Origin of the sequence: Bradyrhizobium sp. Y36 (assembly GCF_002531575.1) — a bacterium.
Taxonomy (GTDB): Bacteria; Pseudomonadota; Alphaproteobacteria; order Rhizobiales; family Xanthobacteraceae; genus Bradyrhizobium.
The window spans coordinates 41878-66676 of record NZ_NWTI01000023.1; the positions used below are offsets into that span (position 1 = coordinate 41878).

At 66.8% G+C, this 24799-nt stretch carries 20 protein-coding genes; 6 read left to right on the forward strand and 14 right to left on the reverse strand.

What is annotated here, in order from left to right:
• Positions 1 to 208: 208 nt before the first annotated feature.
• Together CO669_RS29500 and CO669_RS29505 are read right to left on the reverse strand one after the other, a co-directional pair.
• Positions 209 to 799 carry a DUF2147 domain-containing protein gene (locus tag CO669_RS29500; RefSeq protein WP_097664150.1) on the reverse strand — a complete coding sequence of 197 codons (591 nt, stop codon included), beginning with the start codon at positions 797 to 799 and terminating at the stop codon, positions 209 to 211.
• A gap of 106 nt (positions 800 to 905) precedes the next feature.
• The gene (locus CO669_RS29505; protein WP_097664214.1) at positions 906 to 1934 is read right to left on the reverse strand and encodes an NAD(P)/FAD-dependent oxidoreductase; all 1029 of its coding nucleotides are present in this window, start codon (positions 1932 to 1934) and stop codon (positions 906 to 908) included.
• A 182-nt stretch (positions 1935 to 2116) separates the two neighbouring features.
• On the opposite strand from CO669_RS29505, the gene CO669_RS29510 reads away from it, so the two are divergent.
• Complete coding sequence (locus CO669_RS29510) at positions 2117 to 2587, forward strand: acyl-CoA thioesterase (protein WP_097664306.1); 471 nt, start codon at positions 2117 to 2119, stop codon at positions 2585 to 2587.
• A 27-nt stretch (positions 2588 to 2614) separates the two neighbouring features.
• Here CO669_RS29510 and CO669_RS29515 read toward each other — a convergent pair whose 3' ends face one another.
• Together CO669_RS29515 and CO669_RS29520 are read right to left on the reverse strand one after the other, a co-directional pair.
• The gene (locus tag CO669_RS29515) at positions 2615 to 2935 is read right to left on the reverse strand and encodes a 2Fe-2S iron-sulfur cluster-binding protein (protein WP_063203190.1); all 321 of its coding nucleotides are present in this window, start codon (positions 2933 to 2935) and stop codon (positions 2615 to 2617) included.
• Between the two features lie 164 nt (positions 2936 to 3099).
• Complete coding sequence (locus tag CO669_RS29520) at positions 3100 to 3474, reverse strand: Hpt domain-containing protein (RefSeq protein ID WP_097664783.1); 375 nt, start codon at positions 3472 to 3474, stop codon at positions 3100 to 3102.
• Positions 3475 to 3871: 397 nt separating this feature from the next.
• Here CO669_RS29520 and CO669_RS29525 point away from each other — a divergent pair, with 397 nt between their 5' ends.
• On the forward strand, positions 3872 to 9583 hold the full coding sequence (locus CO669_RS29525) for an apolipoprotein A-IV repeat region-like domain-containing protein (protein ID WP_097664332.1): 5712 nt from the start codon (positions 3872 to 3874) through the stop codon (positions 9581 to 9583).
• A 69-nt stretch (positions 9584 to 9652) separates the two neighbouring features.
• Here CO669_RS29525 and CO669_RS29530 read toward each other — a convergent pair whose 3' ends face one another.
• The 7 genes from CO669_RS29530 to CO669_RS29560 all read right to left on the reverse strand — a co-directional run bounded on the left by CO669_RS29530 (position 9653) and on the right by CO669_RS29560 (position 19030).
• Positions 9653 to 10306 (reverse strand): response regulator, encoded by a 654-nt coding sequence (locus CO669_RS29530; RefSeq protein WP_097664350.1) that lies wholly within the window; start codon positions 10304 to 10306, stop codon positions 9653 to 9655.
• Positions 10303 to 13848 (reverse strand): hybrid sensor histidine kinase/response regulator, encoded by a 3546-nt coding sequence (locus CO669_RS29535; protein WP_198964325.1) that lies wholly within the window; start codon positions 13846 to 13848, stop codon positions 10303 to 10305. Before CO669_RS29535 ends, CO669_RS29530 begins: the two co-directional genes overlap by 4 nt.
• A gap of 246 nt (positions 13849 to 14094) precedes the next feature.
• Positions 14095 to 15588 (reverse strand): monocarboxylate uptake permease MctP, encoded by a 1494-nt coding sequence (mctP, locus tag CO669_RS29540; protein ID WP_097664380.1) that lies wholly within the window; start codon positions 15586 to 15588, stop codon positions 14095 to 14097.
• Positions 15578 to 15754: a DUF3311 domain-containing protein gene (locus CO669_RS29545; protein WP_097664409.1), complete on the reverse strand. Its 177-nt coding sequence runs from the start codon at positions 15752 to 15754 to the stop codon at positions 15578 to 15580. The genes mctP and CO669_RS29545 overlap by 11 nt, the downstream gene beginning before the upstream one ends.
• Positions 15755 to 16212: 458 nt before the next feature.
• Positions 16213 to 17082: an MlaD family protein gene (locus CO669_RS29550; RefSeq protein ID WP_097664423.1), complete on the reverse strand. Its 870-nt coding sequence runs from the start codon at positions 17080 to 17082 to the stop codon at positions 16213 to 16215.
• Between the two features lie 29 nt (positions 17083 to 17111).
• Complete coding sequence (locus CO669_RS29555) at positions 17112 to 17894, reverse strand: ABC transporter ATP-binding protein (protein ID WP_198964326.1); 783 nt, start codon at positions 17892 to 17894, stop codon at positions 17112 to 17114.
• A gap of 2 nt (positions 17895 to 17896) precedes the next feature.
• The gene (locus CO669_RS29560) at positions 17897 to 19030 is read right to left on the reverse strand and encodes an MlaE family ABC transporter permease (protein ID WP_097664439.1); all 1134 of its coding nucleotides are present in this window, start codon (positions 19028 to 19030) and stop codon (positions 17897 to 17899) included.
• A 133-nt stretch (positions 19031 to 19163) separates the two neighbouring features.
• Here CO669_RS29560 and dgcA point away from each other — a divergent pair, with 133 nt between their 5' ends.
• Positions 19164 to 20159 (forward strand): N-acetyl-D-Glu racemase DgcA, encoded by a 996-nt coding sequence (dgcA, locus tag CO669_RS29565; RefSeq protein ID WP_097664442.1) that lies wholly within the window; start codon positions 19164 to 19166, stop codon positions 20157 to 20159.
• Here the strand turns inward: dgcA and CO669_RS29570 are convergent.
• Positions 20129 to 21325 (reverse strand): MFS transporter, encoded by a 1197-nt coding sequence (locus CO669_RS29570; RefSeq protein WP_097664457.1) that lies wholly within the window; start codon positions 21323 to 21325, stop codon positions 20129 to 20131. The genes dgcA and CO669_RS29570 overlap by 31 nt on opposite strands.
• 75 nt (positions 21326 to 21400) lie before the next feature.
• Between CO669_RS29570 and CO669_RS29575 the strand changes: the two genes are divergently transcribed.
• A complete protein-coding gene (locus tag CO669_RS29575; RefSeq protein ID WP_198964327.1) occupies positions 21401 to 22882 on the forward strand; it encodes a hypothetical protein in 1482 nt (493 codons plus the stop codon).
• 146 nt (positions 22883 to 23028) lie between these two features.
• A complete protein-coding gene (locus CO669_RS29580; protein WP_097664468.1) occupies positions 23029 to 23382 on the forward strand; it encodes an ADP-ribosylation/crystallin J1 in 354 nt (117 codons plus the stop codon).
• Positions 23383 to 23391: 9 nt separating this feature from the next.
• Here the strand turns inward: CO669_RS29580 and CO669_RS29585 are convergent, their stop codons facing one another.
• The gene (locus CO669_RS29585; RefSeq protein ID WP_502694527.1) at positions 23392 to 23751 is read right to left on the reverse strand and encodes a hypothetical protein; all 360 of its coding nucleotides are present in this window, start codon (positions 23749 to 23751) and stop codon (positions 23392 to 23394) included.
• A 145-nt stretch (positions 23752 to 23896) separates the two neighbouring features.
• Between CO669_RS29585 and CO669_RS29590 the strand changes: the two genes are divergently transcribed.
• Positions 23897 to 24289 (forward strand): VOC family protein, encoded by a 393-nt coding sequence (locus CO669_RS29590; protein ID WP_097664483.1) that lies wholly within the window; start codon positions 23897 to 23899, stop codon positions 24287 to 24289.
• Positions 24290 to 24329: 40 nt separating this feature from the next.
• On the opposite strand, the gene CO669_RS29595 is transcribed toward CO669_RS29590, so the two are convergent.
• Positions 24330 to 24773, reverse strand: coding sequence for an RbsD/FucU family protein (locus tag CO669_RS29595; RefSeq protein WP_097664493.1), 444 nt, complete (start codon positions 24771 to 24773; stop codon positions 24330 to 24332).
• Positions 24774 to 24799: the final 26 nt, after the last annotated feature.

Here is a 24799-nt window from a genome sequence, read left to right on the forward strand (position 1 = left end):
TCGTCCGTTGTCCGTGCCTCGACTCGAGGCACGTCGCCGGCGACTCGTTCCTCCAGCACCCTGGCGATAGCTATGCAAATCCGCTGCCAGCGCGCATTCCGGGGAACTACTGTCGCAGGGCGCAACGGCATGCGCCTTTCGACGAATGCGGCGTAGGATCAAAATCCGACGCCGACGGGACGACTCTCGGAAATGGGAAACGAGGCTATTACTTCGCCGGGGCCATCATCATGCCGCCGCCCTTCTTCGCCGCGGGGGCCGGCGGCTTGGTGGCCGGCGCCTGCGCGGGCAGATATTTGGCGACGATGGCGGGGTCGACCTGGGCAATGTTGGCGTCGGGCAGGCGCATCCAGGTCTCGTCCTTGCCAAGCAGCGAGATGCCGAGATAGCCGCGCAGGGTCAGGGTCTGTCCGTCGGGACTGACCTTCATGTTGGCCTTCCAGATCTGGCCGTCGCGCGGATTGAGCACGTTACCGCCTTCGTACTTCAATCCTTCGCGCTTCATGTTGCGGACGAAGGAGATGCCGAGCACCGGCGCGTTCTTGCGATCGTCGGTGCACTTGCTGCAGACCTCGTTCGGATCGTCGCCGGGGCGCGGGAAGGTCTTTGCGATCACGCCTTCGAAGATGCCGTTACGGTCGACGAAGAGAAACCATCCGACCGTCTTGCCGTCTTCGACCTTCTGCCACAGGCCAGCCGCCGTGGGCTCGGCGGTCTGCGCCGCGGACGGCGTCACCGTCGCGAGCGACATTGCGAGCGCGAGGAAGGGGAGCAGCCGAAGGCTGGAGAATTTCCGCATTAGATCACCTTGTTATTCCACGACCGGAATGGCCGCAGACTACGGCGATTTCGCGAACGGTTCCAGCACCAGAAACATGGGGCATCCCCTGCATGCGCCGCTGCCGTCAGTTGACACCGAGCTTCTTTTGCAGGCTGGAGGACGAGGTCGTGTACTGGAACACGAGCCGCTTCTCCGGATAGACATAGCGATGGGCTTTTTGCGACATCAGCGCGCCCTCGTGGAAGCCGCACAGGATCAGCTTGATCTTGCCGGGATAGGTGTTGATGTCGCCGATCGCGAAGATGCCGGGAACATTGGTCTCGAATGCACTCGTCTCGACCGGCACCAGATTGTTCTCGAGCGCAATGCCCCAGTTCGCGACGGGACCGAGCTTCATGGTCAGCCCGAAGAACGGCAGCATGGTATCGCAGGCGATCTCGGCGATGCTGTTGTCGTTGCCCTTGACGGTTGCACCGGAGAGCTTGCCCTCGGTACCGGACAGCGCCGTGACCTGGCCGAGCCGGAGATCCATCTTGCCGCCGGCAACCAGCGCCCGCATCTGCTCGACGCTGTGGGGCGCGGCGCGAAACTCGTCGCGCCGGTGCAATAGCGTGATGCGCTTCGCGATCGGATGCAGATTGAGCGTCCAGTCGAGCGCGGAATCGCCGCCGCCGACGATCAGCACGTTCTTGTCGCGGAACGTCTCCATCTTGCGCACGGCGTAATGCACCGACGTGCCTTCATAGGCTTCGATGCCCGGCACCGGCGGACGCTTGGGCTGGAACGAGCCGCCGCCGGCTGCGATCACCAGCACTTTGCACTCGAACACCTTGCCGGCGTCCGTGGTGCAGCGAAATGCGGGATCACCGATCTTCTCCACGGTCTCGATCATCTCGCCGAGATGGAAGGTCGGATGGAACGGCTTGATCTGCTCCATCAGCGCGTCGGTGAGGCCCTGCCCCGAAACCTGGGGAATGCCGGGAATGTCGTAGATCGGCTTTTCCGGATAGAGCTCGGCGCACTGGCCGCCGACCTTGTCGAGGATGTCGACGAAATGCGTCTTCATGTCGAGAAGGCCAAGCTCGAAGGCGGCGAACAGACCGCAGGGGCCGGCGCCAATAATCAGCACATCGGTTTTGATCACGTCGCTCATGTCGTCTCTTTATCGATCGTTATCGGTTGGACGGCGCCCGGCGGGCAGAGGTGACCCTGCCTGTCTAGCCAACGGGGATGGATCAGGGAAGGCATAAAAGCGGGAGCGCCCCGCAGCCGCGCCCACTTGCCGGGTCAGGATAACTGGGTTGTAACGAGGATGGATATGACGGAGATCAATCGGTGAACGCACCAAGCCGCCTCGACACGACGCCGCGTCTGGAGGACTTCCCCTTCCGCCTCAGCGACAATGTCCGCTTTGGCGATCTCGACCCCAACCAGCACGTCAACAACGCGGTCTACGCCACCTATTTCGAGACCGGCCGCGTCACGCTGATGAAACTGCCCCAGTACGGCCTGACCCCGCCGGGCCTGGCCTGGATCATGGTGCGGCTCGACATGCATTTCCGTGCCGAACTGCACTGGCCCAACACGATCGAACTCGGCCTCGGCGTGGTGAAGCTGGGACGGACGTCCGTCACCTTCGAGCAGGTCGTGTTTTCGGAGGGGAAATGCATCGCCTCGGCGATTTCGGTCGGCGTCTTGCTCGACGAGGCGACGCGCCGGCCGGCCCCGCTGACCCCTGAGGTGATCGAGAAATTCAGACCCTGGCACAAGCGCGGCATCGACGTCGCGCCGCCGAGTGCATCGTAAATTTTCGGACGGCGCAGGCTTGAAGGATCAGGCCTGACGTTCCGGCGTCGTCACGACGAGACCGTCGAGCTCGTCGGAGACCTTGATCTGGCAGGACAGGCGCGAATTGGGGCGCACGTCGAAGCCGAAATCGAGCATGTCCTCTTCCATCGGCGTCGGGCTGCCGACCTTCTCGCGCCAGGCTTCGTCGACATAGACATGGCAGGTCGCGCAGGCGCAGGCGCCGCCGCATTCGGCCTCGACGCCGGGAATGCTGTTGCGGATCGCGGCTTCCATCACGGTTGCGCCGTTCTCGATTTCCACCGTGCGGGTTTCGCCCTTGTGGTCGACAAAGTGAATCTTGGCCATGTGTGCTCGTACTGCCGCGGTGCTGGGAATGAAGGAGGGTCCGGGCTGTCCTATAACGGGTCGATCAGCCCGGCGCCATAGGGTTTTGCTGCGAAGTGAATCCCGCTTTGCGGCAAGAAAATGCGTCAAAACAAGAGACTAGAATCCGGCTCGGCCGCTCGGCCTCAAGGCTTCAGGATCGCCTCGATGGCGGCGCGGGCCTCGGTCACCGCCTCCTTCAGCGCGGCGAGGGCGTGGCGCTGGTTCTGGCCGGCCCGGATCGCGGTCTCCAGGCTCTCGGCGGCATCTGCCACCGCAAAGGCGCCGATCCCGCGGGCCGATCCCTTGAGCTTGTGGGCGAGCGCGCCGGCCTCGGCCGGCAGGGCCGCCATCGCCGCCATCAGGCGGACTGCCTGCTCGGCGAACATGGCCAGCACTTCCTGCTCCAGATCCGCGTTGCCAAGCGTCATCCGGGAGAGATGGTCGAGGTCGAGCGGGCTGTCGATGGGTGCAAGCGGGGGCGAGGGCATCCAGTCCATCCGTTGCAGTTCAGGCGTCATGGCGCAGGCCCCGGCATCGCGCGACGGTTCCGCCGGTCCGGCGGTGAATTCGACCCACCCAAGCATGGAAATGGTTAACGAAATGTTTGGGGTCTGAGACGCAGTTCTGCCGGTTTCTTGACGAAAAGTTGCCGCAATCTGGCGAGTTCGGTGGAGAATTGCATTTATTGCTAAGGCGTTACGCCGCGATCCTGTTAACGATGATTAAGAATGTCTTAATCGCGGGCATTTCATTCGCATCGCTCTGCCAATAGGATGTTGCAGAAATTGGCGGACAAGCCGTCCGGGTGGGGATGGCTCGGAGATCCGCGCAAGCGGCATGATCCGGTCTGTGGGCTTGCGCAGCGCGCAGGGCTCGCGGGGGGACGCGTACAAGTAACGAGGGCTCGGACTGAACATGGCGAACACTCCGAAAAAGGTCAAAGACCCCACAGAAGTTGCGCTTTCTGCGATCCAGGAAGCCCTGAACATCAGCGACACGGCAGCGGACACCAGTCGCAGCGCCGCCATGCGCAACGAGACCGCGCCCCCGGTGGCCCCGCCGGCTCCCCCGGCCTTCGACGAGCCCAGCTTCGAGCCGCGCCCCGCCGCCAACGAGCGGGGCAATGTGTTCGACCCGATCGAGGAGCCGCGCAGCCAGCGCCGCGCCGCCAATGACGACCGCGAGACCATCGGCCAGCTGCTCCAGGCGCTTCAGAAGGGCCGCCCTGCCCGCAGCGTCTACACCTTCGCCACCATCTTCGCCGGCGTCTGGCTCGCCGCCTGCGCCGCGCTGACCGTCGGCTTCCTGCCCTCGATCCAGGCCGCCATGGGCCAGAGCGGCGGCGTGCTCGTCATCGCCGGCCTGGTCGCGATGTTCTTCGCGCCGATCATGCTGTTCTACTTCCTCGCCAGCCTGGTCTGGCGCGGCCAGGAAATGCGCATGATCGCGCAGGCGATGGCGCAGGTCGCGATCCGCTTCTCCGAGCCCGAGGGCTCGGCCTCCGATTCCATGGTCACCGTCGGCCAGGCCATCCGCCGCGAGGTCGCGGCGATGGGCGACGGCATCGAGCGTGCGATCGCGCGCGCCGGCGAGCTGGAGACGCTGGTCGCCAACGAGGTCGCCGCTCTCGAACGCGCCTATTCCGACAACGAAGTGCGCATCCGCGCCCTGCTCCAGGACATCGCCCATCAACGCGACAATCTGGTCGGCCAGGCCGAGCAGGTCCGCAGCGCCATCTCCGGCGTGCAGATCGATCTGCGCCACGACATCGCGCTGATCTCGGATGCGATCGCCTCGCGCGTCGACGAGGTCGCCAAGTCCATCACCGGTGCGCTCGAAGAGCGCGGCGCCCACATCACCAGCGCGCTGAGCAATGCCGGCGACAACATGATCCTGGCGCTCGGCGAGCGCGGCGGCGACCTGCTCGACCGCCTCGAGGAGGCCAGCAACGAGACCACGCGCGCCGTGCTCGACGCCAGCGAGCGGCTGACCACCAGCCTCAACTTCAAGACCGGCCACGTCCACGACGAGTTCGTCGACCTCGCCGACCGCGTCCACGAGATGCTCAACGAGCGCATCGACCGCATCACCGGCGAGTTCGAGCAGCGCTCCGCCGCGATCGTCGATGGCATCTCCGAGCGCACCGAGCAGGTGCACGACAGCCTGAAGAACTCCTCGGACTCGCTGCTGCTCGAGCTCGAGCTGCGCTCCAACGACATCTCGGCCAAGATCGACGACGCCGGCAACCGCCTCGCCGGCCAGATCATGACGAGCGGCGACAAGGCGAGCGAGGCGCTCGACGCCACCGTCAACACCCTCGTCGCCAAGGTCGTCAGCCAGACCGAGACCGCGCACGACTCGCTGTCGCTGCAGATGAGCGCGTTCGACGAGCTGGTCAGGAACCAGGGCACCGAGCTGGTCGAGAAGTTCGCCCGCGACTCCGGCACGCTGGGCGCCCTGATCACGCGCCACATCTCCGAGTTCGACCGCACCGTGAAGACCTTCGGCGGCGAGATCGTCGAGCGCATGGGCCAGCGCACGCAGGACATCCATGAGTCGCTGAAGACCTATGTCGAGAATTTCGACACCCGCTTCAGCTCCAACGGCGGCGCGATCACGGCCGTGCTCGACCAGCGCCTGCTGCAGTTCGAAACCACGGTCGGCGAACGCGTCAGCAATCTCGACGCTTCGCTGAACGGCAAGATCGCGAGCCTCGACGGCACCATCGAAGGTCACATCAAGACCTTCGACGAGCAGCTCGTCGGCCGCGTCGCCGCGCTCGAGCAGTCGTTCGACAGCCGCGCGAAGTCGATGACCGACACCATCGACGGGCGCATCGAGACGCTGGCGACCTCGCTGACGGACGGCGCGGCGCAGGCGATCCAGTCGATCGACAGCCGCCTCACCCACCTGACGACGTCGCTGACCGGCGGTGCATCGCAGGCCATCGAAACCATCGACGCGCGCCTCAGCCACCTCACCAGCACGCTGACCGATGGCGCCTCGCAGACCATCCAGTCGATCGACACCCGCCTGACCCATCTGACGACGACGCTCACCGGCGGCGCGACGCAGGCGCTCGAGTCCATCGACTCCCGCCTCACCTACCTGACCACCGCGGTCACGAACGGCGCCTCGCAGGCCGTGCAGTCGATCGATACGCGCCTGACCCTGCTGACCTCGACGCTCACCGACGGCACCGCGCAGGCGATCGACGCGGTCGACCGCCGCATCACCGGCGTCACCGAGATCATCGACGGCCGCTCGACGCACCTGACAGACACCGTCACGGCGCGCTTCCAGGAGATCCATCAGGCCATCGAGACCAAGGTCGGCTCGGTCGCGAGCGACATCGACGTGCGCGTGGCGCAGTTCGAGGACCTGCTCGGCTCGCGCGTCGAGGCGGTCGCCGGCCGCATCGAAAGCAGCGGCCGCCAGGCCAGCGAGGACATGATGTCCCGCGCCGAGATGATCTCGACCGCGATCCGCTCGCATGTCGAGGACGCCGAGCGCTCGCTCACCAACCTCGTCGTCAACACCAGCGAGACGATCCAGACCGGTGCGCGCACCGCCCAGCAGTCGCTGATGACGGTCTCCTCCGACGTCAACGCCCAGCTCAAGATGACCTCCGCCGAGGTCGAGCGTGCGCTGACCGCGGTCGGCACCGGTTCCGCGAACGCGATCCTGAACAGCGCCCGCGAAGCGCAGTCGACGCTGGTCGCAGCGTCGGGCGACGCCTCCAACCAGATCAAGGGGCTCGCGGCCGACGTCGAGCGCACGCTGTCGGCGGCGGGTTCCGCCACCGCGGCCTCGATCCTGGCCGGCGCCCGCGAGGTGCAGACCACCCTCGTCACCGCGTCCTCGGATGCGGCCAACCACGTCAAGACGCTGACCGCCGACGTGCAGCGCTCGCTGTCGCTGGCCGGCACGACCACGGCAGAATCGATCACCGCCGGCGCCCGCGACGCACAGAGCGCGCTGATCGCGGCCTCGACCGAGACCGCCAACCAGATCAAGGCGCTGTCCTCGGACGTGCAGCGCTCGCTGACGATGGCCGGCACCTCGACCGCCGAGACCATCGTGACCGGCGCCCGCGAGGCCCAGAGCACGCTGGTGACGGCGTCCTCGGACGCGGCGAGCCAGGTCAAGTCGCTCGCGGCCGAAGTGCATCGCTCGCTCTCGCAGGTCGGCCAGTCGACCGCCGAGACGATCACCACCAGCGCCCGCGACGCCCAGAGCACCCTGCTTGCCGTCTCCGCGGAACAGACCAGCCAGGTCCGTTCGCTCGCGGCCGAGATGCAGCGCGCGCTGGCAACCGCCGGCGGCGCCACCATCGAGGCGCTCACCAGCGGCGTACGCGAGGCCCAGGGCTCGCTGATCACCGCCTCGACCGACGCGGCGACGCAGATCAAGTCGCTGACCACGGACATCGAGCGCACGCTGACCGCGGTCGGCGCCGACACCGCCTCGACCATCCTCAACAGCGCGCGTGAGGCCCAGACCTCGCTGACCTCGACCTCGGCGGACGCCGCGAGCCAGATCCGCACGATCTCGACCGAGATCGAGCGCACGCTGAGCGCGGCCACCGCCAACGCGACCAACGACATCCAGACCAGCGCGCTCAACGCCCAGAACGCGCTGATCACGGCCTCCAACGAGGCGAGCTCGCGGGTCAAGTCGAGCTCGGCCGACGTCGAGCGCTCGGTGCTCGCCGCCAGCTCGAGCTTCGGCCAGGCCATGACCGGCAAGACCGACGAGATCGTCACCTACGTGCAGCAGCAGGCCGACCGCCTGTCGAACATGATCGACGCCAAGCGCGGCGCCCTGGTCGACGCGATCGGCTCGAAGACCAGCCAGCTCACGCTCGACATCGACCGCGTCACCTCGGACGCGCTGAAGTCGATCGAGACGCGCGGCCAGGCCTTCTCGCAGACCATGATGGGCAACGGCTCGGAAGTCGCCCGCACCATCAACGCGGCGAGCGAGATCGCCACCAGCGCGGTCGGCAAGTCGCTCAAGGACCTCGAGCAGGCCTCGCGTTCGGCGATCGACCAGTCGCGCCAGGTCTCGATCGCGGCCGTCACCGAGATGCAGGAGACCAGCAAGATCCTGCGCACCGACACCGTGGCGCTGTTCGAGCGTCTGCGCGAAGGCAACATCCTGCTCCAGGAGGTGCTGACCGGTGCGCACGACAACCTCAACTCGCTCGAGCGGGCGCTGGTGACGCGTGTCGCCGACTTCGTCTCGGCGATGAACGACGTCACCTCGCGCAACGGCGCGGCGACGCAGAACCTGGAAGACCAGCTCAACGTCTTCAACAGCAAGACCACGAAGGCGCTGCAGGACCTCGGCGAGCTGTCGACCCAGTTCGACAAGCACGGCCAGGCGCTGGTCGAGGCCGCTCAGGTCGTCGAGCAGAGCAACAAGAACACCACCGCCTCGCTCGCCGAGCGCAAGCAGGCGCTGGAATCGCTGGTCACCACAATCGACCTGCGGACGGCCGATCTCGACCAGCGGCTGTCGCGCTTCACCGGCCTGCTCGATGAATCGCTGGCCGCGGCCGAAGAGCGTGCCCGCGACATCGCCCGCGTCGTCGCCGAGACCGCCGGCGCAGGATCGGCCGCGATCACCCGCCAGTTCGAGGCGGTGCGCTCGGCCTCCGAGGAAGAGCACCGCCAGACCATCGAGGCGATGCACGACATCTACCGCCAGACCACCGACGAGGCGGATGCGATGTTCAAGCAGTCGACGGAGAAGTTCACCAACCTCGTCTCCAGCATGAAGCAGATGGCCTTCGAGATGCACAACGAGCTCGAAGCCACCCGCAACGAGCTGCGCCGCGGCGTGCTCGAGATGCCGCAGGAGGCCGCCGAGAGCACTGCGCAGATGCGCAAGGTGATCGTCGACCAGATCGAGGCGCTCGCCGAGCTCAACCGCATCGTGGCCCAGCACGGCCGCGGCCTCGACGTCACCAGCGCGGGCCGCGCGTCTGTCGCCGTCCAGCGCCAGGAAGAGCCGGTGATGGCCATTGCCGGCGGTCGTGGCACCGAGACCCGCATGCGCGACACCGGCAGCGCATCCACGCTGCCGCCGCCGGACCTCGGCATGCCCGCGCCCTCGCGCCGCACCGAAGCGCCGCCGGTCGCGCCCTCCAGCAACGACCAGGGCCGTGACGGCTGGCTGTCGGACCTGCTCAACCGCACGGACGCCAATCAGGGCGCCCCGACCGGTCAGGCTCCTCGTGGCCGCGCCGCCCCCGCGCCGCAACCGCAGGCCCCGCAGGCCAGCAGCAATCCGCTGGAATCGCTGTCGCTCGACATCGGCCGGCTGATGGACCGCAACCTCGCGGCCGAGATGTGGGACCGCTACCAGCGCGGCGAGAACAAGGCCTTCACCAAGCGCCTCTACACGCCCGCCGGCCAGAAGGCCTTTGACGAGGTCGCCCGCAAGTACCGCGCCGACCGCAACTTCAAGGGCACGGTCGACCGCTACGTCGCCGAGTTCGAGCGCCTGCTCGACGAAGTCGCCCGCGACGGCCGCGGCCCGCAGGAGCTGCGCGGCCACCTGACCTCGGAGACGGGGCTGGTGTACACGCTGCTCGCGCATGCGGCGGGACGGCTGGGGTAAGCGGCAAGTCCATCGCGAATGACAAAACGGAGGCCTCGCGGCCTCCGTTTTCGTTTGGATGCGGAAAGCTCAATTGCCGCCGGGCTGGCCGAATGACAGCCGCTCGGCGAGCACCGCGGCCTGCGTGCGCGAGCCGACGCCGAGCTTGCGCAGGATGGTCGAGACGTGGCCCTTCACGGTCTGCTCGGCGATGTCGAGCTCGCCAGCGATCTGCTTGTTGAGCTTGCCTTCCACGATCATCGCGAGAATGCGCAGCTGCTGCGCCGAGAGGGTGGCCATGCGCGCGGCGAGCTCGATGTCGTCGCTCTGGATCGAGCCGCGGCCGCCGACATTGGGCGGCATCCAGATCTCGCCGGCCAGGATCTTGGTGATCGCCTCGGCCATCTCGGGCAGGCCGAGCGATTTCGGAATGTAACCGGATGCGCCATAGGCGATGGCGCGGCGGATGGTGGCGGCGTCCTGCCGCGCCGAGATGATCGCCACCGGTACCGTCGGGAACTGCGCCGACAGGATGAACAAAGCGGCAAAGCCCTGGATGCCCGGCATGGTCAGATCCCACAGGATCAGGTCGATCTCGCCCGACTGCGCCGTCAGGATGCCGATCGCCTCGTCCAGCGACTGGCAGGCGACGATGTCGAGATCCGGCAGCACGGTCGACAGCGCGCTGCGGAGCGCAGCCTGCACCAGCGGATGGTCGTCGCCGATCAGGATGCGCATCGTCAGGGAGTCTCCGGTTTCGTACCCAACTGCCGGTTCAAGGCTTCGCCGCCGAGGAAGCGCCGCAGCGCCGCCGGCTTGACCGGCTTCGACAGGATCTCGCAGCCGCGCGCCCTCGCCTCCTTGCGGACCGCTTCGCTGCGATCACCGGTGATGACCAGCGCGCGAACCTCGCGGCCCGCCTTCTGCCTGAGATCGTCGAGAAAGTCCAAGCCGCTGCGGCCACCATCGAGATGGTAATCGAGCAGCACGACGTCCGGCTCCACGGTCGCGGCCGCTTCCATCGCCCCGGCGGCGTCTGCTGCGACCAGCACGCGATGTCCCCAGCCGCCGAGCAGCGCCGAAAGGCCGTCGAGGATGGCCGCGTCATTGTCCAGGCAGAGGATCGTCAGAGGCCGCTCCGCCGCCATCGGCGCGGCAATTGCCGGACCGCGCTGAAGCGGCTGGCCCGGTCCGTGCGCAAGCGGCACCGTGACGGCAAAGCAGGAACCATGTCCCGGACGGGAACGGACATCGACCGCATGGCCCAGCAGCCGCGACACGCGATCGACGATGGCAAGCCCCAACCCCAGTCCCTTCTCCGATCCGGGTGCGAGGCGTTGGAACTCCTCGAAGATGCGCTTCTGGTCCGCCGCCGCGATTCCGACGCCGGTGTCCCAGACCTCGATGCGCAGCGCGCCGCCGCGCCTGCGGCAGCCGAGCAGGATGCGCCCCCTCGGCGTGTAGCGAAGTGCATTGGACAGCAGGTTCTGCAGGATCCGGCGCAGCAGATGCGGATCGCTGCGCACGGCGAGGCCGCAATCGACGACGCCGAAGGCCAGCCCGCGCTCGCGCGCCATCGCCGAAAACTCGACGTTCAACTGCACGAAGAGGTCGGCGATCGGGAAGTCGAAGACCTCGGCGCGCACGGCGCCGGCATCGTAGGAGGAGATGTCGAGCAACCTGTCGAGCACGTGCTCGGTGGAGCGCAGCGCCGTGACTGCGCTGCTCGCCAGAGTACGTTCCTTGTCGGCGTCGCCAGTGCGCGACGGAGCGCTCAGACTTTCGTCGAGCGCAGACAGAAACAGACGCGCCGCGTTCAGCGGCTGCAGCAGGTCGTGGCTGGCCGCGGCCAGGAAGCGGGTCTTGCCGAGATTGGCCTGCTCGGCCTCCGCCTTGGCCTGCTCGAGCGCCTCGGTCCGCTCGCGAACACGCAGCTCGAGCCCCTCATTGGCGCGTCGCAGGGCTTCGGCGGCACGGTGGCGTTCGGTGACGTCGGTATAGGTCGAGACGTAGCCGCCCTCGGCGGTGCGGTCATAGACGATCTCGAGCACCGTGCCGTCCGGCCGCTTGCGCTCGTAGAGATAGGGCCAGCTCTGCGTGGCGACGTCGCGGTTGACCAGGAGCGCGGCGAATTCGGACGCCGCATATTCGCCGCGCTCGACATTGAACGCGATGAGGTCCGCCAGCGGAAGTCCGACGCGCACGAAGTCCGGCGGCAGATCGAGCAGCGCAATGAAGCGGCCATTCCAGGCGGTGATGTTGAAATCGGCGTCGAAGGCGCAGATGCCCTGCGGCACGCTTTCCAGCGTCGACTGCAACAGGCTGCGGTTGAAGCGCAACGCCTCCGAGGCTTCGTCGAGCATCGCCATCGCCGCCCGCCGCGACAGCGAATGCCCTTCCAGCGAGGCCGCGATCACCACGCGCGCCGATGCCGCACCGATCGCCCCGGCGAGCAGGTTTTCGGTGAAGCGGATCGAGTCCAGATCGACCAGCCCGGAGGGATCGAGGCGCGGCCCGGTGCCGGCGATGCGGGCGGCAAGATAGCCGTCGAAGGATGCCGCACCGCGCTCGGCACCGACAAAACGCAGCGCCAGTGCCCGAAGATCGTCGAGACGGACCAGCACGCGTGAGGACAGCTTTGGAATCGTCTCGCGAACGACGCCGTCGGCGAACGCGGCAGCCTGGTTACGCTCGACGGTCGACTGCCGTCCGAGCGCCGAGACCACCAGGAAGCAGACCAGATTGGCGCCGAGGCTCCAGAGCGTGGCGTGCGAGATCGGATCGATACCCTCGAGACCGAACAGCGCGTTCGGCCTGAGCCAGGCGAGTTGCCAGGGGCCGTTGCGAACGATCTCCGCGATCCCGGGCCAGAGCGGCGCGGCCGAGGGCAGCAGCAGCGTATAAGCCCAGATGAAGAAACCGGCCGCGATCCCGAGCGAGGCGCCGGCCTTGTTGGCCCGCGGCCAGAACAGCCCTCCGACGAACGCCGGACCGAATTGCGCGACCGCGACGAACGACAACAGGCCGATCACGGTGAGCGGATAGGACTGGTTCACCAGACGATGCATCAGATAGGCGAGCAGGAGGATACCAAGGATCGAGAGCCTGCGGACCGCCACCAGTACCGAAGTCATCGGCCGGCTCTGCGCGCGCAGGCCGAACACGCGCGAGCGGAGCAGCAGCGGCATGATGACGTCGTTGCAGAGCATGGTGCTGAGTGCGACCGACGTCATGATCACCATGCCGGTTGCGGCCGACAAGCCGCCGAGGAACGCGATCAGGCTGATGGTGCCCGCATCCGCTGCGATCGGCAGCGAGATGACGTAGGTGTCGGGATCCATCATGCCGCCGAAGCGGGCGAGCCCGGCCGCGGCGATCGGCAGGATCAGCAGGCTGAACAGCGCGAGATAGGCCGGGTAGAGCCAGGCTGCGGTGCGCGTGTGGTTCGGGCTCTCGTTCTCGACGACGGCGACATGGAAGGCCTGCGGCAGGCACAGGAAAGCGATCGCGGAGATGACGATCGTCGCAGGCCACACCGGCTGCGTCGGATCGAAGCTCAGGATGCCGGCCAGTTGCTGATCCGACTGGAACTGCGACAGCAGAGTGGCCGGTCCGCCGGAGAGTCCGAACAGCACGAACAGCGCGACGATCAGGAAGGCGAGCAGCTTGACGACGCTCTCGAAGGCGATCGCGAGCATCAGGCCGCGATGATGCTCGCTGGCATGGACGTGCCGGACGCCGAACACGATCGCGAACAGCGCCATCGACGCGGCGACGCCGAACGCCGAGTCCTGCCAGAACCGCAGCGCCTCGCCGCCGGCGCGCTCGGGCTGGAGGATCAGATAATCGAAACTCTTGCCGACGGCCTTGAGCTGAAGCGCGATATAGGGAAGCACGCCGAGCAGCGATGCGAGCGTCACGAAGGCCGCGAGCACCTGGCTCTTGCCGTAACGCGCGGCGATGAAGTCCGCGATCGAGGTGACGTTCTGCGCCTTGGCGATCGCGATCACCTTGGACAGCAGCCGCTGGCCGAACAGCAGAACCAGGGTCGGGCCGATATAGATCGTGGCGAAGTCCAGCCCGCTGGTGGCGGCCCGCCCGACCGAGCCGTAAAAGCTCCACGAGGTGTTGTAGACTGCAAGCGTCAGGCAATAGCTGATCGCGGCCGCCCAGGATTTCGGCGACACCAGCGGCCCGCCGGCACTCCGCCGATCGCCCCACCAGGCCACCAGGAACAGCGTGGTCACATAGCCGGCAGCGACCGCGAGAACGAACCACGCCTGCAAGACATCCTCACCCGAAACAGTCTGATGCGCTCGCGACGCGCGGCCGGGCGCGGGGCGGATATTAGAGCGTTTTCCAGCGAAGTGGACACCGGTTCGCGTAAAGAAAACGCGTCAAAACAAGAATCCAGAGATTCCCGTTCCGATGCATCGGAACGGAAAGCTCCGGAGCGTCTTCAATCGCATGGAAGGCCGTTTCAGTCCGGAGACGAGCGGCGGCCGAAGGACTCTTCCGGCCGCCGCCCGCAATCACTCGGCCGCCTCGCTGGACAACCGTTGCTGCGGCATGCGCTTGAGCGCGAGGTTGACCACGACCGCCACCACGATGTTGAGCGCGAGCGCGAGCAGGCCGGTGTAGATCGCAACCTTGCCGGCGCCGAAGTCGATGCTGTGCAGCGGCTTCAATCCATCCGACCAGGCGAGCCACGATCCGCCTGCCAGGCCGACGGCCCAGCCGGCCAGCAGTGCCGGGCTCGAGAACCAGTTCAGATAAAGACCGAACACCAGCGCCGGCAGCGTCTGCAGGATCCAGAGGCCCCCGAGCAGCTGCAGGTCGAGCGCAAACTGCGTCGGCATCAGGAGGATCGCAAGCAGGGCGCCGACCTTCACCAGCATGGAGGTGATCTTGGCGACCTTCGCCTCGCCCGCCGGCGTCACCTTCGGATCGACCCACACCTTCCAGAAGTTGCGGGTGAACAGATTGGCGGCACCGATGCTCATGACGGCGGCCGGCACCAGCGCCCCGATCGCGATCGCGGCGAAGGCAAAACCGGCGAACCAGCTCGGGAACAGCAGCTTGAACAGCTCGGGCACGACGTCGTTGTTGCTGGCGAGCTTCAGCCCCGCCGCATGCCCCATGTAGCCGAGCAGCGCGAGCAGGCCGAGCAGCAGCGTGTAGGCCGGCAGCAGCATCGCATTCTTGCGGATGGTGTTGCCGCCCGAGGACGCGAAGATGCCGGTGAGCGTGTGCGGGTACATGAAGGCGGCGAGCGCCGAGCCGAGCGCCAGCGAGGCGTAAGGCACGATCTGCGCCGGCGACAGCAGGATGCCGCCCGACCCTTTCGCCGCGAACGCCGCGTCCGCCGCGGTGAAGATCGCGCCGTAGCCGCCGAGCTTGGACGGCACGATCGCGATCGCCGCGATCACCACGATGTAGATCATGATGTCCTTGACGAAGGCGATCAGCGCCGGCGCGCGCAGGCCCGACGAATAGGTGTAGAGCGCCAGCACCAGGAAGGCGACCACCAGCGGGATCTCGCCATGCAGGCCGAGCGCCTTGATCGCGACCTCCATGCCGATGAGCTGGAGCGCGATGTAGGGCATCGTCGCCAGCACGCCGGTGGCGGCGACCGCGAGCTCGAGCCCGCGCGAGCCATAGGCGCCGCGCACCACGTCGCCGGCGGTGACATAGCCGCGCTCCTTGGCGACCTTCCACAGCACCGGCATCACCGCGAACACGAAGGGATAGACGATGATGGTGTAGGGCAGCGCGAAGAAGCCGTAGGCGCCGACCGCATAAACCAGTGCGGGAACGGCGATCACCGTGTAGGCGGTGTAGAAATCGCCGCCGACCAGGAACCAGGTGATCCAGGTCCCGAACTTGCGGCCGCCGAGGCCCCACTCGTCGAGATGGGCGAGCGTCTCGGGCTTGCGCCAGCGCGAGGCGACGAAGCCCATGCCGGTGACGAGAACGAACAGTGCGAGGAATACGGCGAACGCCGCGCTATCGACATTAGTCAGCACGGCGCGCGCTCCTGTAGACGATGTAGGTGAGAAGCGAGGTCAGCGGCACCCAGGCGAGCTGATACCAGTAGAAGAAGGGAAAGCCGAACAGATGCGGCTCCCGGATATTGTAGAACGGCACGATCATCAGGCCGATGAACGGCAACAACAGCAACAGGCGTACCACGCGCTCTCTCCTCCCCTGTGAGTGAAGTCGACGCGCCTTGTCGTGGGCACGCCTTGAGCGCGATATAGCGGACAATACCGCCCAGCCCCTCCCCCTACCTTGGCTCGGCCAGACCCCCATACTTTCGTATCGCCCCGTCATGCGAGGAGCGAAGCGACGAAATTGCGAAGCAATTCTGCGCTGGCGACGAAGCCATCCAGACGGTCCCCGCGGAGGCAGTCTGGATTGCTTCGCTACCCTCGCAATGACGGTGGAGAGAGCGCGCACTCTTCCCCTCCGGTGCCCCGGACGCGGCGCAGCGCTTCTTCAGCGGTGCGCTGCTGAGCCGGGCCCATCTCTCCACGGGTACCGTGTCGCCTTCTGGGTCCCGGCTCTGCGCAGCAGCGTTGCACGCTGCAGCGCGTCCGGGACACGAGACCTGCAATGACGAAAGTGCGAGGTGCGCGAGCTCGCCCTCGCTACCGCCTGGGCGTCGCCGCCGCCGGCTTCGGCGGCTCGGGCGGCGGGGCTGGCTGCGAGGAGTTGCTGGCGCCGAACAGCACGCGGGTCGGGTTGCGGTCGAAATTGTTCACGGCGCGGCTGATGTCGCCGAGCGTGCGGCGGCCGTCGGCCATCAGCGCACCCGAGCGCTTGTCGAAATCGTCGGCGAGCTCGCGGATCGATTTGACCGCCTGGAACAGCTCGCCGCCGTCCTTGCCCCCGGCGAGCGTATTGAGGCCGAGCATGAGATTGTCGGCCTTGAGCACGACGCCGTCGACCTTGGCCATCACGCCGTCGATCTTCTCGGAATTGCGCGCGAGCGAACTGGTGAAGGTCTCCAGGTTCTTCAGCGAGTTCTTCACCGATTCCTGATTGTCTGCGACGATCTTGTTGATGTTCTGCAGCGTGCCGCGGATCGCCTCGGTGACGTCCTGCAGCTTGTTGGGGTCGGCGGTCAGCGTCGGGATGCCGTCCTGGTCGAGCGGCGGCGGGGCCGCGGCTTCGTCGCCACCCTTGAGCGAGATCGCGGCAACGCCGGTCAGGCCCTGGAATTCGAGACCGACCAGGGTGTCCTTGCGGATCGGGGCGTTGTTCTCGATCATGGCGAGTGCGACAACCCGCCGCGGGTTGTCGAGCTTCACCGAGACCACCTCACCCACCCGGATACCGTTGAAGTTGACGCTGCCGCCATTGCGCAGGCCCGCCGCCGGGCCCTCGAACACGACGCGCAGCGGGCTGCGCTGCTTGGTGGTGTGCAGCGACTGGAACCACAGCACGAAGCCGATCGCCGCCGCGATCACCGCCAGCGTGAACGATCCGATCAAAACGTAGTTCGCCCGCGTTTCCATCAGGTGCTCCGGCTACTCATCCCAGCTACTCAAGTCATGACCGCGCGGGCGCGCTTGCCATGGAAATACTGCCTCAACCAGGGATGCTGCGAGGCCTGCATGTCGGCGATCGACCCTGCCGCAATGATCTTACCGTTCCCTAAAACGGCGATGCGGTCACATGCTGTGTAAAGGCTGTCGAGATCGTGGGTTACCATGAAAACCGTCAGCCCCAAAGTGCGCTGAAGCGTCCTGACCAGGTCGTCGAAGTCGCCGGCGCCGATCGGATCGAGGCCGGAGGTCGGCTCGTCCAGGAACACGAGATCCGGATCGAGCGAGAGCGCGCGGGCGAGCGCGACGCGTTTGATCATGCCGCCCGAGAGCTCGGAGGGAAAGCGTTCGGCGACCTCAGGCTTGAGCCCGACCATGGTGAGCTTGGCCATGGTGATCTCGTCCATCAGCCGCTGCGAGACCCGCAAATATTCGCGCATCGGAAACTGGATGTTCTGCCGCACCGTCAGCGAGGAGAACAGCGCGCCCTGCTGGAACAGGACGCCCCAACGCCGCTCGACGTTGCGGCGCTGCGCGGTGTTGGACGAATCGAGATCGACGCCGAACACCTCGATGGAGCCCGCAACCTTCGGCACGAGGCCGATGATGGTGCGTGTCAGCACCGACTTGCCCGCGCCGGAGGGGCCGACAAAGCCCAGGATCTCGCCGCGCTTGACGTCGAGGTTGAGACCGTCGAGCACGCGTGTCGCGCCGAACTGCACGGTGATGTCGCGGACGCGGATGATGGGATCTGAGGTTTCACGTTGAGCTTCTCCTGCCATCGTCACATCCCGATCGAGGCGAAGAAGATGGCGAACACGCCGTCCATCACGATGACGAAGAAGATGCCCTTCACGACCGAGGCCGTGGTGTGCTGGCCCAGCGACTCCGCGCTGCCCTGCACGGCAAGGCCTTCGACGCAGGCGACGATGCCGATCACGGCGGCCATGACCGGGGCTTTCACGATGCCGACAATGAAATGGTCGATCGAGATGGCGTCGCGCAAGCGCAGCAGGAAGGCCTCGGGCTCGACCCCGCCATAGAGCCAGGCCACGAGCCCGCCGCCATAGAGCGCGGCCATCGCGCCGAGGAAGGCCAGGATCGGCAGCGCGAGCACCAGGGCCATCATGCGCGGCAGCACCAGGACCTCGATCGGATCGAAGCCCATGGTGCGCAGCGCGTCGATCTCCTCGCGCATCTTCATCGAGCCGAGCTCGGCGGTGTAGGCGCTCCCGGAGCGTCCGGCGACCATGATCGCGACCAGCAGCACGCCGATCTCGCGCAGCACCAGCACGCCCAGCATGTCGACCACGAAGATGTCGGCGCCGAAGCGGCGGAAATGGAAGATGCCCTGCTGGGCGATGATGCAGCCGATCAGGAAGGTGATCAGCACGATGATCGGCACCGCGCGCCAGCAGACCTGCTCCATGTGATGCACGGTCGAGGTCAGGCGGAACGAGCGCGGATGGATCAGGACGCGAAAACCTGCCGCGAGCACGGCACCGAGCATGTCGACGAGACCCGCGACCGTGCCGCCGACGCCGGCCACGGCCCGGCCGATCTGCTCCAGCATGCCGGTGATGGTCACCGTGCCGCCGTCGACCACGGCCGTCGCCCTGACCCGCCGTACCTCGTCCACGAGGCTGGAATAATTCGCCGACAGTCCCGCGATCTGGGCCTCGACGGGCCCCTTGGTCAGGCTGCGGCGCAGCCGCTCGATCAGCCAGGCGCCGAACGTGTCGAGCTTGGCGACCTCGGAGACGTCGATGAAGATGCTTTGAGGGGTGCCTGCGAGCTTCTCGGCATCAGCCACCATCCGCTCCAGGACCGGCGCGAAGCTCGCGGTCCAGGTCCCGGTGGCGCAGAGTGCCAGCGCGTTGCCCTTGGCAATCCGTTCCAGCTTCGGATCGCTATTCAAATGTCCGCTCCCGTGCCGGGGCGGAGAAAATCAGATGGTTGCGCACGCGCCCTTACCCAGAGAAGGTATCCCCAAGTGGTTAACGTTAGTTGCTAGAGGTAACTAGCAGGTTCAGATTTCGCCAGAGTTCAAAATGACTTCCATGAAATTTGCTGCCCTGGCGGCGCGAATCGAGCGCTTCCCGATCGCAGGCAGCTTCACCATCAGCCGCGGGGCCAAAACCGAGGCCGTAACCGTCGTGGCGGAGGTCAGCCGGGACGGGCTGACCGGCCGCGGCGAGTGCGTGCCCTATCCCCGCTATGGCGAGACGCCCGAGGCCACGCTCGGCGCCATCCAGGCGATGCAGCAGGCCGTCGCGGACGGGCTCACGCGGCAGGCCCTCCAGGCCGCCATGGCGCCCGGTGCGGCCCGCAACGCCCTGGATTGCGCCCTGATCGACCTCGAGGCCAAGGCGGCGGGGCAGCGGGCCTGGAACCTGCTCGGCCGCCCGCTGCCGGGCGAGCGCACCACCGCCTACACGATCTCGTTAGGGACCCCCGAAGCCATGGCGGCGGCGACCGCCAGGGCGGCGCACCGGCCGCTGCTCAAGATCAAGCTCGGCGGCGACGGCGATGCGATGCGGATCGCCGCGGTGCGCAAGGCCGCGCCCGAATCCGAGCTGATCGTCGATGCCAACGAGGCCTGGACCGAGGCCAATCTGGAAGCCAACCTCGCCGCCTGCGACGCCGTCGGCGTCACGCTGGTGGAGCAGCCGCTGCCATCAGGCAAGGACGAGGCGTTGGCAAGGATCAAGCGGCCGCTCGCGGTCTGCGCCGACGAGAGCGTCCACACGCGCAGCTCCCTCGCCTCCCTGCGCGACCGCTACGACGCCGTGAACATCAAGCTCGACAAGACCGGCGGACTCACCGAGGCGCTGGCCATGGCCGATGCCGCGCAGGCGCTCGGCTTCGAGATCATGATCGGCTGCATGGTCGCGACCTCGTTGTCGATGGCGCCGGCCATGCTGGTGACGCCGCAGGCGCGCTTCGTCGATCTCGACGGCCCCCTGCTGCTCGCGCGCGACCGCGATCACGGCCTGCGCTATGACGACAGCCTGGTCTACCCGCCCGACGCCTCGCTCTGGGGCTGAGCCTTGAGCCGATGCCGCGCCGACCAGATCAGCGCAGCACCGGCGGCGGCCATCGCCGCCATGACGTAGTACACGCCCTCTCCGTAGCGCGCATAGATCGCGCCTGACGCGATCGATGTTGTTGCGCCGAGCAGCCCGTTGCAGGCGGCGTAATAGCCCTGCCCGCGCGCGATCTGCTGCGCGGGCACACGCTGCACCAGAAGATTCATGGTGCCGAGGATCGTCATGCCGAAGCTGAAGCCGTGGCCCAGCTGGGCGATCGCGAGCAGCGCGAGCGGCGGCTCGCTGGCGGTGACGATCCAGCGCACGACGGCGCTCAAGCCCCCGATCGCCATCAGCGTGGACGGATGCAGCGAGAAGCGCGGCGACATCGCGAACACCACGATCTCGGCGATCACGCCCAGCGTCCAGAGGGCCGCGATGGTCAGTCCGCTGAGGCCATGGAGCTGCCAGTTGATGGCCGAGAAGGTGTAGAACGCGATGTGGCTGCTCTGGATCAGTGCCGCCGACGCGATCACGGCCCAGAAGCCGGCATCGCGCAGCAGCGCCTTGCCGGCATGCCGCTCCGGCGCCCTTCGCCCGAGATCGTCAAGCGGCCGAAGCAGCAGGCTGGCGAAAACGGCAACGACGGCCCAGCCCACGATGACCCAGATCAGGTCGCGCGGCGCGATGCTGTCGACGAGATAGCCGCAAGCGAGCGATCCGGCCGCGAAGGCCGCCGAGCCCCACAGCCGCAAGGGTCCATAGTCGAGCCCGTAACGGGCGACGCCGCGCAGCGCATAGGCATCGGTCAGCGGCATCGTCGGCGTCCACATCATGCAGGTCAGCGCGTAGACCAGGAACAGCGCCAGCGGCTGCTGCTGCAGGCCAAGGACCGAGAATCCGATCGCCGTCGCCAGCACCGACACCATGATGCCGCCGCGAATGGCCTGTCGCTTTTCGGCAAAGGCCGTGACTTGCGGCAGCGTGGTGAAGCGCGTGATCGCCGGCAGCGCGTTGATGAGGCCGATCCAGGCCGCGTCGATGCCGATCGCCTTCAGCCACACTGGAAAGAACGGCATATGCGTGCCCAGAACCGCGAAGAAGGCCGAGTAGAACAGGGCCAGGTTCACGGCGAATCGCCGCTTCTTCGCTGCCGCGATGAGGATTTGTGATTCGGACTGCATCAAACCAATTGCGATTCGGTCGATATCGTGGTGATCGTTACAACAACGCGTAGTGATTTGCGCGACGAGATCGCCATGGCCAACGAAGCATTCGCACTTTCGCCCATGTCTGCCCGCGCGGCCGAGCCGAACGAGCAGGATTACGACGCGATCCGCGAAGCCTTCATGGAGACCGCGCGCGGCCGCTGGTTCCTCGGCGAATACGCCAAGCGCAACCGCAACGCCGACACCCGCATGGTGCTGGACGCGGTCGCGAAGATCGAAGAAACCCTTGCGGCGCAGCGACAACCCGTCGTCGAGGACCGCCTGCCCGAAGCGCTGGTCGAGATCCGCCGCGCCATCCGCGAAGCCGAGACGATCGCGCTTGCAGCGTTCGACCCCGGCGCGATCGAGGCGAGCCTTGCGCCAATTCCGCGCGGGGTGCGCATCATCAAGGAGATCTCCTGGCGCTGGCGCGAGATCGGCGCCGACGGGCGAATCTGCGACCTCATCGATTCGCAGCTTGCCTCGATCGAGGCCGCCTGCGGGCAGGCCCAGGCCCACGACCCCCGCGTCGAGCTCAGAATTGCCTTCGATCTGCTGAAGGACCGGGTCGAACAAACCGACGGCGGCGCAACGCCGCAGGCAACGCCTCCAGCTCCGGTGCAGGAGGCGCCCTCATTCGTCGCCGAGGCTGCGCCCGTCGAGGCCGCGCCCGCGGCGATGGCGAGTGACGCACCCGCGACTGCAGAAGCACCCGTGGCTTTTACGGACACGCCGCAGGACGTCACAGCAGCTGGCGAGTCGGAAGCCGCCATGGAAGCGGCCGGTGCGGCCGAAGCGTTTGCCGCTGCCGAGCCGGCATTGGACGCCGCAGCGACGCCGGAGATTGCGGCCGAAAGCCGGATGGCTGTCGAAAGCGAGAGCGCGGTCCAGGAGATCGCGGTCCAGGACATCGCGCCCGATCAGGCCGCGCCAGAGACTGTCGCGACCGAAGCGCGTGAAGACGTCTCGTTCGAGCAGCCGGTCACTGAGTCCGTCGCCTTCGCGGAAACCGCTGACGCATTCGCGCTCGACGCGGCCGCGCAAGCCGAAGACGAGGCCGTGCTCGAGGCCATCGCGCTGGAGATGGCCGCGCCCGATCCGGAGTTCGACGAGATCGTCGCAGCGGCCGAGATGGACGCAACCGTTCCGGAGCCGATGGTCGCAGAGACCGCAGCGCCCCTCGCCGCCGAACTGCCGGAGCCGGTCGCGTCTCAGCCGGTCGCCGCCCCCGTGGTGGAAGAGCCCGCCGCCGACGCGCCGATCGCGATGGACTCGCTCGCGCGCCTCACCGACGCCATCGCGGAGGCCGCCGCTGAAGTGATGGAGCAGCCGGCCCCGCCCATGGCCGCGACGGCCAATTTCGCCGCAGCGTCGGTCACGCCGCTGCCGACGCCCTCGCCCGTCGCCGAAGCCTCGCTCGGCGCCACCATCCTCGCCAGCGGCATTTTGCAAAAGCCCCGTACGCCGGCGAACGACCCGCTCGCGCCGATCCGCCGCATGACCCAGGCCGAAAAGATCGCGTTCTTCTCGTAAGGGGTGTGCTCCCCTCTTATCAATTCCGTCATCCCGAGGCTCGCTCAGCAGCGCGATCCGCCGCAGAGCGCGCACCTCAGGGTGACGGTGATAGGCCGAACGGATCGGTGTATGTAGGGACCCACTAGAACCCGCTCACCACAGCCATGTCCCTCAACGAAGACACCCTCACCCTCTGGCGGCCCGTCGGCCCAAAGGAGCTGGAGCTGATCAGGCAATCCGGCATGCGCGCGTTCCCGCCGCGCCTGCCTGACCAGCCGATCTTCTATCCGGTATTGACCGAGGACTACGCCATCAAGATCGCGCGCGACTGGAATGTCCCGGCGAGCGGATCGGGCTTCGTGACGCGCTTTGCGGTCAAGCGGAGCCTCATCGAAAAATATGACGTGCAGGAGGCCGGCGGACGGGCGCATCTGGAGTATTGGATTCCCGCCGAAGATCTCGATGCGTTCAATGCCGCGATCGTCGGACCGATCGAGGTCGTCCGCAGCTTTCCCTAGCCGTCCCCATCACCCGCAATTCCACACCGCGCCGATCGGCGTACGCGTCCAGCACGGACCATAGCTGCCGCCGTTGTAGCGGCCGCCGTTGAAGCCGGGTCGGCCGAAATAGTGCCACTCGCCGTCCCAGCGGTAATATTGCGGAACCGGATCGATGTACCAGTGGCGGCGGTCGTTGCGCGCGAGGCGCCGCATCGCGTCCTTCTGCTTGTAGAGCGGGATGCTGTTGCTCAGCGGCTGGCGGTAGCCCGGCAGGAAGCCGTAGCCATGCCAGGCCTGCTTGGGACGCTTTTGAGCTGGCGCAGCGGAGGCAATGGCCGGCAGCAACGACAGGATGATGGCAACAGACAGACACATAGAGCGCGACATGCAGCGACAATAGACAGTCGGTTCCCGTCGCGCCATTCAAATTCGAGTGCGGGACGTTTGGTCGCTTCTGCTTTTCGGCCGCTCTCGATAGACTTGCAACGCGCAGTCTAAGCGCTGCGATCACCGCATGTTCCGGAGCGAACGAATGTCCGAGACCCCGCGCGTCGGCGCCTTCGCCATCGTTCCCAGCAATGATCTTGCCGCCGCTCAACCGTTCTGGGAACGCCTCGGCTTTGCGCGCACGGGCGGCGATGCCGGCTATGTCATCATGAGCGGCTGGGGATGCGAGGTGCATCTCACGCAAGCCGGCGACGGCCCGTGGCGCGTGCCCGAGCACAATCCCTTCGGCATCTTCATTCGCACGCCCGATGTCGAGGCCATTGCCGCGCGCGTCGACGATCTCATCATCCGGCCCGGCGGCGTGCTGCGTCACCGTGAATGGGGCATGTATGAGGTCGGCATCAACGGCCCTGACGGCCTCCTCGTCCGGATCGGCTGGCCCTCGGAGCTGATGCGAGCGTCTGGTGTTGGAGCATGATCTTGTCGGAAAACCGCTGCACGCTTTTCCGGACCATGCTCTAGCTGATCACGCCCTTCCTGATCAGGAAGCAGCCATAGCCTCGGCTGTCGCCGACCTGCACCACGCCAAACCCCGCTGCCGCCGCGCGATAGAATTCCGGCCGCGAGAGCTTGCCGGGAGCAATGGCGCTGCCATTGGCGCGTTCGATCTCGGCCAGAACCGCGCGCTGCACGTCGGGCACGCGGTCGGGATCGTCGACCGGCGCCATCACGCGCACCGGATCGGGATCGAAATCGTCGAGCGGATAGACCGACATGATGGCGCGGACCGCCGTCTCCATCGTCATGCCCGGCAGCTGGATCAGGCGCTGCGACGATGTCGCGCGGGCGATGTGCGTGGCCGGGTGGTTGGCGTCGACGACCACGAGATCGTCGCCGTGGCCCATGGAGGCCAGCAGCCAGAGTAGGTCGGGCGTGAGGATCGGATCTATCGATTTCAGCATGTGACGGCGGTTCCTCTCATCGATCC